We start from the raw sequence: 8,693 nt of genomic DNA, 5'->3' as shown, positions 1-8,693 counted from the left end.
AATTTGTATTAAAAAACAGAAAAAGAATAGAAGTACAAGAAAGAAACCAACTTCAGTGTTCGGGAAAAATTTTCATCTATAAATCAGTGAAAATTCCACTTATCAGTATCAACAACGAGGTGATTGGTTTATGCGGCGTTTCTACCGACATCACTGATTTGTACAACACCCAAAAACGACTTCAAATACAAGCCAATACTGATTCTCTGACATTACTTGCTAATCGCAGGTATTTTCTTGAGCAGGTAGAAAAAGAAATATCCCGCTCTATTCGGCATAACACCCCGTTATCACTAATTATCGCTGATATCGACCATTTCAAGCATGTTAATGATAACTATGGACACGATATCGGTGACGAGGTATTGGTTTCTATCAGCAATATCTTCAAGCGTACGCTACGGAAGGAAGATATTATAGGCCGCATTGGCGGAGAAGAATTTGCTCTGCTACTCCCGCATACCAATTTACAATCGGCACTAAAGCTGGCGGAGCGAATAAGGGAAGATATTGCCCAAAGTTCGGTATCGTCCCATGATCGCAAAAAAATAAAAGTCACGATCAGCATGGGCGCGACAGATTTAACACATCGCGATAATTGCTATCAATGCCTGTACCGCAAGGCAGACGAAGCTTTATACAAAGCCAAAGAAACCGGCCGAAACAAAGTCTGCATTCAAAGCCTGTAAAAATAAAAGTCACCTCGGTTTCCCGCGGACTACTCTTTCTACTTTCTAGCTAAGGCTTGTTTCATGTGTGACTTAATATACTCTTTAAACACCTGCTGCTTCTGGCTCTTCCATTCGGTCTTTTTATAAAGTAAATATAGCCGTTTCTTGGGCAATTTTCTTTCTTGGAGAAGACTAAGAAATTCGCCATTTTCAATCTCTCTTGATACGGAGATATCAAGCATAAAACCGATACTGAGACCAGACCTAACAGAATGGTATACTGCTTCAATATCATCACTAACATGTGGGGGGTGCTCGTTCACAAGTACATCCTCTTTCTTAAGAAAACGACGTAATTCTTCTGACATATTTAGTGATGAGCTCAACATTAAACTTCCTGTTCCAAGATTGTTAAAGCTATTTGGCAAGCCATGCTGTTTAACATATTCAGGAGTCGCGCAGGCAACAAGCTGTGTGTCTAAGAGAGGAATGGCAATAACGTTATTGTTGTCTTGAAGTTGACCCAACCTGAACGCAAAATCTATATTCGATTCATGAAGGTTCTCGATTTCATCACTAAAGCTAATGTTAAACCTGATATTTGAGTATTCATCGCTAAAGCCCTTTATCAGATCAAATATATTTGAACGGCAAAGCGATTTCGACATAGTTATCGATAATTCACCAGTAACTGCATCCTGTTCAGACAGCAATTCATCTTCAGCACTCTCTATCGCTGCCAATACGCTTTTACATCTTTGGTAAAATTTTTTGCCAGATTCAGTTACCTGAATTTTTTTGTGTGAACGACTAAACAGTTGAGCTTTCAGGCTATTCTCCAACGCTACGATTTGCTTACTCACGGCTGGAGCAGAGTAGTGTAATTTTAGGGCTGCTTTGCTAATACTGCCCGCTTCAACGACAGTAACAAACACTCGATATTGGGTATATTTGGACATGGCTTTTACCTCCCGCTCGATTTTGCGTTCCAAATGGTTAATCAAGAAGTAACCATTGTTAGCTTTAGGTAACTCAATGTTGTGATTATATTTTCTCTACCGAGAAGTTAATACTACTTTCTCAGGACCTCTATATTCACTGATAGGAAAAAATGATGATAAAGCTAGCTCAGGAGAAACAGCAAATTGACCAGCCAATAACGCAAGTGTTTTCCTATGTTACAAACATGGAAAATTACCGTAATTGGTTTCCTGGAATTGATAGCATCAAAGCAATCAACAATCTTGAACACGGTCAAGTGGGGAAGCAGTATGTAGAGACTCTCTCTCTGCCGCAAGGTACTGTCGATTTAATAATCGAAGTTAAAGAGATGGAACAAAATCGCTTATTTATGACGCAAGGGGACTTAGAGCCTCTTCTCCCCCAGATGACGATTAATTTCTCAGAAACAAGTGAGAGTAGTTGTATCATCGAGCTTACGTATTTCAGTCGTAACCTGGAACTCAGGGCAGATGATGAGTTGATTATTGGCTTAGCTAATGATCTATCGATTAGAGCAAATGAAGCCGTTAAAGAACTAAAACGAATCATGGAATGCTGACAGTAACTCTTCTTTCTCTATGCCCTCCTTCAACCTCATGACAGCCGAGGTTGATAGGAGGCGAGACTCATCACAGGTTCTTGATCTCTTCTTTCAACTGATACCCTTTATCTGTCACTATTTTCTCAAGCACATCGACACGTTGTTGCAATGTTCGCAGTTCATGGCGCAGCTGCTGAACCTCACTGCTACTGCCCTCGCTTTCGAGCTTTTTCATCTCAGCCTTATGTTTGAAATAACGCTGTAACCCTATAGAGGCAAAAACAATTGCCACTATTGCAACACCGGTAAATTCCATTTCATTGTCCTCTGGTAGTTTTCTAATTACATCAATGACTAGCAAACTTTACACCAAGATGATGGCAAATAAAATCAAACACTTACAGTGACTTTTTCTACCTATATTTATCAGTTAGCGAAGCCTACCAACTAACCATACGAATATCGCCAAGGTTCAGTTATTCTGACTAACACATAGAAACCGCCTCCAATAATCAATTATGACTGGTAAAATAAATTATTCTCTTCAGCATTAATGCAAAAATGAATACTTGGAAGAAGGCCCCTTTAGATCCAACCGTCGCCCAGTTTGTAGAGTGCTATTGGTTACTCGAGGTCAACTATGGAGAGATGGAAAGACCATCCCCCGTACTGATCCCAAACCCAAGCTGTCACTTGGTAATAACACCACCTGATGCCATTCATCATTATCAGTATGCAGATAAAAATCGAAGTAAGCTTGTGCCGCAAACCGGTTCGCATATTATTATGCCGTCGACACGGGCCCTGACACTGCTGGATGACAAGCAGGTACTGAGGCTCGGGATAAAATTCCTTCCCGGCGCACAATACCAACTCTTTGGCCTAGACGGTAAAACGACCATAAACCAGACATTTAATGATTTACCTGCCATTCATTCGCTGCTGCAACCCAAAGATCTCGAAGCACTTTTGCCGTTTAAAACAGATCAACACCGAGTTATAAAAGCATTAGATAACCATATTGCTGTCATCATCGGGCAGACAACCGAAGATCGCCACAGCCTGCTCGTAAACCAGGCCCTGCAGATCTTGGCGCACCAAGCAGCCCATGGCATCGAACATAAGTTAGCGTGTTCAAGAAGAACCCTGGAGCGATCATTTACCAAAGTCACCGGACTTACCTTAAAGCAATACGAACTGATGCTGAAACTCGACAAGTTATTGCTTTTTATCTACCAGCAGCCCGAAGAACAGCTGGATTGGGCCAGTATCGCCGCGCAGTTTGGCTTCAGCGATCAACCGCATCTGATCCGAATGCTCAAAAAGTCAATCGGTGAAACACCCGGCAGTTACCTCAATACGAGAAATCTCATCATCGATATCTATGGTGACTTTGAATCATCTTAAAATTGTCGTTTTTGTTCAATCATTGCTGCCGGGCCAGCGCTAAGATATTGCTATCAACAGCAAAGAAAGCACTTAAAAATGCAAAATCAAGATAAATACCAATTACTTAAGCAAGGTCATTCGTGCGCGCTGAACGACACATTGTCGGTTCGGCTGATTCAACAGAGTGATTTTGACGATATCGTTGAAATGCTAGGAAACCCGGCTGTAAACCAGTACCTGTATTTTGCCCCCTCTCCGGTTGAAGTCTATGAAGTGTTTTTCACACCGATTATTGAAAACACCCGGCAAGCCATCGCGAATAAGGAATGGCCAGACAGCCCGACATTGGTCATTCGGGATGCCGAAGGAACTTACATGGGAATGCTCGGTATAACCCCGGTTATGATGCTGGCAGGCAATTTCGAAGTGGGTCACCAGTTACCAGAGCACGCATGGGGACAGGGGATTGGCACGCTCGGTTGCCAGTTTGCAACGACACTGGCCTTTGAGCAGCTCGGGGCACATAAAGTCTGCGCAGACTGCTACGCCGGTAACTTTGGCTCGGTACGGGTACTTGAAAAAACAGGGTTCATTCTGGAAGGTCGCCAGCAAGACTACTACCGCCTCGAGAACGGGTTTGACGACCGGCTGTGGTTTGGCATAACCCTTGATCAGTTTAAAGTACAATACCCAAAACGACACCAAGGTTAATTCATCGTTAGAAGCTTCACTATTGTCAGAAGCAGCATTGGTAGAGATTGATTGCTGCTTCAGGTTGAGCCACACTAACCCGAGTTTCTCACTCAGTTAGGCAATCTTGTTATGCGTCTCGACGATCTCAAACTCTTCACATCCGTCGTTCAGCTCGGTAGCTTTAGCGCCGCGGCAAACGCGCTGGATCTTCCCCGAGCCAATGTAAGCAGGCGGATCGGCGAGCTTGAGAAACACCTGAATGCCCAGTTGTTTTTCCGTACCACCCGCAAGCTACGCCTTACCCAGCATGGCGAGGTGTACTACCAGGAACTGCTGAAAGTGGTTGAAGGGATCGAACGAGCCCAGGAAGCCATCGACAAACTGGACGACAGGCCTGTCGGCAAAGTCAAAATGGGGATCCTGCCTGACAGTGACGAAGCTATCCAGCCGATCCTGGCCGTCTTCCAGCAACAATACCCTGAGATTGAGCTGGATGTACGATTCAGCAGCAATAGCTACCATGACATCTATGAACAAGGACTAGATTTGGCCTTTCATGTCGGGCAGCTTCAGGACTCAAGCTACATTGCTCGCCGAATCACCGCCCTCAGCCGATTTCTGCTCGCCAGCCCAGGTTATATCGAGCAGCATGGTATGCCGGAGAGTGTTGATGATATCGCCAATCATCGCTGTATCTGTTATCGCTGGCCAGACGGCAGCCTTGAAGATACCTGGCATTTTACCGATAGCAACATCAAGGTATTTCCTAAACTCAGTAGCAACAGCACCAACTTTATCCGGCGCTCTATGATTGCCGGGCAGGGACTGGGTTTTTTACCCTTGCTGCTGGCTGTCAGTGCATTGGAAAGCGGCGAGCTTGTTCGGGTATTGCCTGACTATCAATCTAAAAATGAAGATCTGTGGTTACTCTACCCGGACCGTCACGGCGTTAGCCGGGCTACTCGACTGCTCATCGATCACTTGCTTACAGAGATCCCCAAGATCCTCTAGCTTTGTCACAGGTATTAACCTAATGCCAACCTGACATCTGCGGCGAGACGCAAAGAAACCGACTTATTGTCACGTTTTTCGTGACAGTATTTCGCACGCTTGCATGCATATCGCTAGCACACAAATCCCTACAATGGCTCCCAAATGACAGTGGGAGTCAATCATGAAACATTCATCACTCTTTCTTCTGGCCCCGTTAGCCGCTCTGGTGCTAACCGGTTGTACAGAAGCCCCGGCCAAGCTGGCCGACAAATCCCCTCGCCCGGTGCAGGTTATCGAACTGGGAGCAAACAGCCAACAGGGGATCAAACGCTTCTCCGGTGTGCTTGAAGCCGTAGACAGTGCCAACCTGGCTTTCAAGGTTCCCGGCACGATTGAGCAAGTGCTGGTCAGTACCGGTGACGCTGTTTCCAAAGGACAGGTTATCGCCCGACTGGATCCTCATGACTATCAGGTAACAGTCATGGAGCTGGAAGCTCGCCTGGAAGAGGCCAAGGCCGCCCAGGCACTAGCTGCCATTGAACTCAAGCGGGTAAAGCAGGCCACTGGCGACAACGCCATCGCTGCTGTCAACCTTGACCGGGCGCAAAGCGGATACAAGCGCAGTAACGCAATGGTAAAAGTGGTGCAGCAGAACCTGCAAAAAGCCAGGGATGCCCTGAGCTATACCGAGCTCAAAGCCCCTTTTGACGGAGTTATCGGCAAGCGATTCAACGAGCAATTTGAGCAGGCTGCCCCCGGTCTTCCGATGTTCACGCTACATCAACCAGAACAACTACAGGCTGTGATTGATGTTCCGGAGAGCCTGGCCTCGCAGGTCAGTCACGCCACCACAGCCACAGTAAGCTGGTACGGTGCAGAGCAAACGATACCCGCGCAGCTAACAGAAACCAGTACTTTACCTGATCCAATCAAGCAAACTTACACCCTCACCTATGTACTGGATAGCGATAACATCAGCCTGCTGCCCGGCAAGGCAATAGAGTTAGATATTACCTACGAACAAACCAAGGACAATTACTGCGTGCCTTATTCTGCCATTATCAGCTCCGATAATGGCACCGGCGTGTTCGTGGTGAAAAACGGTAAAGCGGTTCTTAGCCCTGTCGATATCCAGTCTGCTCATCGCGACCAGGCCTGTATTTCCGGCAATGTTCAGTCCGGAGACAAGCTAGTTACGGCCGGCGCCCATTACCTCGAACCCAACCAGTTAGTCGGTTCGACCCAAGTCGTTTCCGCGGTTCAATAGAGGTGATGCCAATGAATCTAGCTGAATTTGCTATCAAGCAACGGACCTTCGTCTCGTTCTTCTGCGTGCTGTGCATCATTGCCGGTACCCTCTCCTACTTCAAGCTGGGTAAGCTTGAAGATCCGTCGTTCACGGTCAAAAGTGCCGTCATCGTTACCTTGTACCCGGGGGCATCGGCCGCCGAGGTCGAAAAACAGGTAACCGACAAAATCGAAACCAAACTGCAGGAAATGGGGTCGCTGTGGAAGCTGCGTTCGCTCTCCCGCCCGGGCAGTTCGATGATTTTCGTCGACTTGCAGGAAGCCACCAACTCTAAAGAACTCCCCCAACAGTGGGATTTGCTACGCCGCAAAGTGGCTGATAGCAAGCTAACCCTGCCGGCGACAGCCCAGATCAGCATTGTTCAAGATGAGTTTTCGGAAGTCTACGGCATGCTGTTTGCCGTCTCCGGTGACGGTGTCGAACCCAGCCGGCTGCGCCTGTACGCCAAAGAACTGCAACGACGCCTGAAAACCGTTGAAGGGATCAAAAAAATCGAACTGCATGGCGTGCGAAATCAGGTCGTCAATATTGATTTGCCGGACGAGCGTCTAGCCGAATACGGCCTTTCTTCTGCGCAGGTACTCAACCAACTGGCCAGCCAGAACATGACCTATGATGCCGGTAGCTTCAAGGCCGGTATCGAACGAATCCGAATCGATCAGGGCAGTGAATTTACATCGCTAGATGATATCCGTAACCTGACCATCAGAGGCGGTGTCGGCAATCTTGGCAGCGGCCTGATCCGCCTGGGCGATATCGCCAAAATTTCAATGGGCTACCAAACTCCGGCGCTCTCTGAAAGCCGTTTCAACGGACTGGATGCCATTACCCTGGCGGTTAGCCCGGTTAATGGCATCAACGTTGTATCGCTGGGTGACTCGCTTAACGCTATCATCGCCGACTACCAGCAAGAGCTGCCTATCGGCGTCGATATCAACACTATTGCCTTTCAGCCGGAGGAAGTTGAGAAATCAATCAACAACTTCGTCACCAACCTGCTCGAAAGTGTCGCAATTGTGGTCGTGATCCTGTGGTTGTTCATGGGATTCAAGAGTGCACTGATCGTCGGTAGCAGCCTGCTTCTGACCATTCTGCTGACGCTGATCTACATGAAGCTCACCGCTATCGATCTCCAGCGGGTTTCACTGGGTACCTTTATCCTTGCGCTGGGTATGCTGGTCGATAACGCCATCGTGGTGACCGACATGATCATTGCCAAGCTGAATAAAGGGGTTGAACGTCTTAAAGCCTGCCGGGAAACCATTCAGGAAACGGCCATTCCGCTGCTGGGGGCGACCGTAATAGCTATCATGGGGGCAACCCCGGTACTGTTCTCGCAGACAGACTCCGCCGAGTTTGCCGTCTCGGTATTCTGGGTCATGTGTTCGTCACTCTTGCTTTCGTGGCTGGTCGCCATGACCGTCACCCCGTTGATGTGCTGGCTTTGGATCAAACCGAAACCATCAAACGCTGATACTAATGCAGCCGCCAAACCATCTCTCTACTACCGAGCGGTAAGCTTTACAGTGAGCAGTCCTCTAAAGACACTTACGCTCCTGATCCCGCTGCTGGCTATTACTGCCTTTGTTGTACCCAAAATATCGGTCAATTTCATGCCGAGCTCAGATCGGGCTATGGTCTTCCTTGACTACTGGCTGCCAAACGGTGCCCAGATTGAGCAAACCTCCGACGACATGAAGAAAATTGAAAAATGGCTACTGACACAGCCAGAAGTCTCGAACATCTCGACCTTTGTCGGTGCCAGCGCCCCGCGCTTCTCGGTAACTGTCGAGCCGGAGCCTTTTGATGCAAGCTACGGACAAATTCTGATCAACACCCGGGACTATGACTCAATTGTCGATCTGGTCGAACGTGGCGACCAGTGGCTGAAGACTGAGTTTCCGCATGCCGAACCACGCTTTCGTCCGTTGAAGCTGGCCACCAAGGATAAGTACAGTATCGAGGCGCGCTTCATCGGACCGGATCCTGATGTACTGCACCAGCTATCACAGCAAGCGCAGGAGGTACTGGCTGCTAACCCGCATACCAAGTACATCCGTGATGACTGGCGCCAGCAGAGCAAGGTACTGGTTCC

9 protein-coding genes are annotated in these 8,693 nt (G+C 47.6%); 7 read left to right on the top strand and 2 right to left on the bottom strand.

Annotated features, from left to right (window positions below):
* The coding region (locus MHN01_RS08745) for a GGDEF domain-containing protein (RefSeq protein WP_239411000.1) at positions 1–689 on the top strand (689 nt) is incomplete at its 5' end.
* A gap of 38 nt (positions 690–727) precedes the next feature.
* On the opposite strand, the gene MHN01_RS08740 is transcribed toward MHN01_RS08745, so the two are convergent.
* Entirely contained in the window at positions 728–1,630 is a 903-nt protein-coding gene (locus tag MHN01_RS08740) for a LysR family transcriptional regulator (RefSeq protein WP_239410999.1), read from the bottom strand.
* Positions 1,631–1,782: 152 nt separating this feature from the next.
* Between MHN01_RS08740 and MHN01_RS08735 the strand changes: the two genes are divergently transcribed.
* Positions 1,783–2,232: a hypothetical protein gene (locus MHN01_RS08735; RefSeq protein WP_239410998.1), complete on the top strand. Its 450-nt coding sequence runs from the start codon at positions 1,783–1,785 to the stop codon at positions 2,230–2,232.
* Positions 2,233–2,302: 70 nt separating this feature from the next.
* Here MHN01_RS08735 and MHN01_RS08730 read toward each other — a convergent pair whose 3' ends face one another.
* On the bottom strand, positions 2,303–2,530 hold the full coding sequence (locus tag MHN01_RS08730; RefSeq protein ID WP_239410997.1) for a nitrite reductase: 228 nt from the start codon (positions 2,528–2,530) through the stop codon (positions 2,303–2,305).
* 245 nt (positions 2,531–2,775) lie between these two features.
* Between MHN01_RS08730 and MHN01_RS08725 the strand changes: the two genes are divergently transcribed.
* The 5 genes from MHN01_RS08725 to MHN01_RS08705 all read left to right on the top strand — a co-directional run.
* Positions 2,776–3,621, top strand: coding sequence for a helix-turn-helix domain-containing protein (locus MHN01_RS08725; RefSeq protein WP_239410996.1), 846 nt, complete (start codon positions 2,776–2,778; stop codon positions 3,619–3,621).
* Between the two features lie 78 nt (positions 3,622–3,699).
* Positions 3,700–4,314 (top strand): GNAT family N-acetyltransferase, encoded by a 615-nt coding sequence (locus MHN01_RS08720; RefSeq protein ID WP_239410995.1) that lies wholly within the window; start codon positions 3,700–3,702, stop codon positions 4,312–4,314.
* A gap of 111 nt (positions 4,315–4,425) precedes the next feature.
* Entirely contained in the window at positions 4,426–5,307 is an 882-nt protein-coding gene (locus MHN01_RS08715) for a LysR family transcriptional regulator (protein WP_239410994.1), read from the top strand.
* 163 nt (positions 5,308–5,470) lie between these two features.
* Positions 5,471–6,556 carry an efflux RND transporter periplasmic adaptor subunit gene (locus MHN01_RS08710; RefSeq protein ID WP_239410993.1) on the top strand — a complete coding sequence of 362 codons (1,086 nt, stop codon included), beginning with the start codon at positions 5,471–5,473 and terminating at the stop codon, positions 6,554–6,556.
* Between the two features lie 11 nt (positions 6,557–6,567).
* Positions 6,568–8,693, top strand: a 2,126-nt coding sequence (locus MHN01_RS08705) for an efflux RND transporter permease subunit (RefSeq protein ID WP_239410992.1), incomplete at its 3' end; no start/stop codon positions are given.

This window comes from Photobacterium sp. OFAV2-7, assembly GCF_022347985.1.
In the GTDB taxonomy this organism is placed as follows: domain Bacteria; phylum Pseudomonadota; class Gammaproteobacteria; order Enterobacterales; family Vibrionaceae; genus Photobacterium.
The sequence above is the reverse complement of the archived record's forward strand: the minus strand, read 5'-3'. Positions and strand labels throughout refer to the sequence as shown.

Excerpts from the sequence above, each read along its gene's own strand:
- MHN01_RS08735 (WP_239410998.1), top strand. The coding sequence starts at position 1,783 with ATGATGATAAAGCTAGCTCAGGAGAAACAGCAAATTGACCAGCCAATA.
- MHN01_RS08740 (WP_239410999.1), bottom strand. The coding sequence starts at position 1,630 with ATGTCCAAATATACCCAATATCGAGTGTTTGTTACTGTCGTTGAAGCG.
- MHN01_RS08720 (WP_239410995.1), top strand. The coding sequence starts at position 3,700 with ATGCAAAATCAAGATAAATACCAATTACTTAAGCAAGGTCATTCGTGC.
- MHN01_RS08725 (WP_239410996.1), top strand. The coding sequence starts at position 2,776 with ATGAATACTTGGAAGAAGGCCCCTTTAGATCCAACCGTCGCCCAGTTT.
- MHN01_RS08715 (WP_239410994.1), top strand. The coding sequence starts at position 4,426 with ATGCGTCTCGACGATCTCAAACTCTTCACATCCGTCGTTCAGCTCGGT.
- MHN01_RS08710 (WP_239410993.1), top strand. The coding sequence starts at position 5,471 with ATGAAACATTCATCACTCTTTCTTCTGGCCCCGTTAGCCGCTCTGGTG.
- MHN01_RS08730 (WP_239410997.1), bottom strand. The coding sequence starts at position 2,530 with ATGGAATTTACCGGTGTTGCAATAGTGGCAATTGTTTTTGCCTCTATA.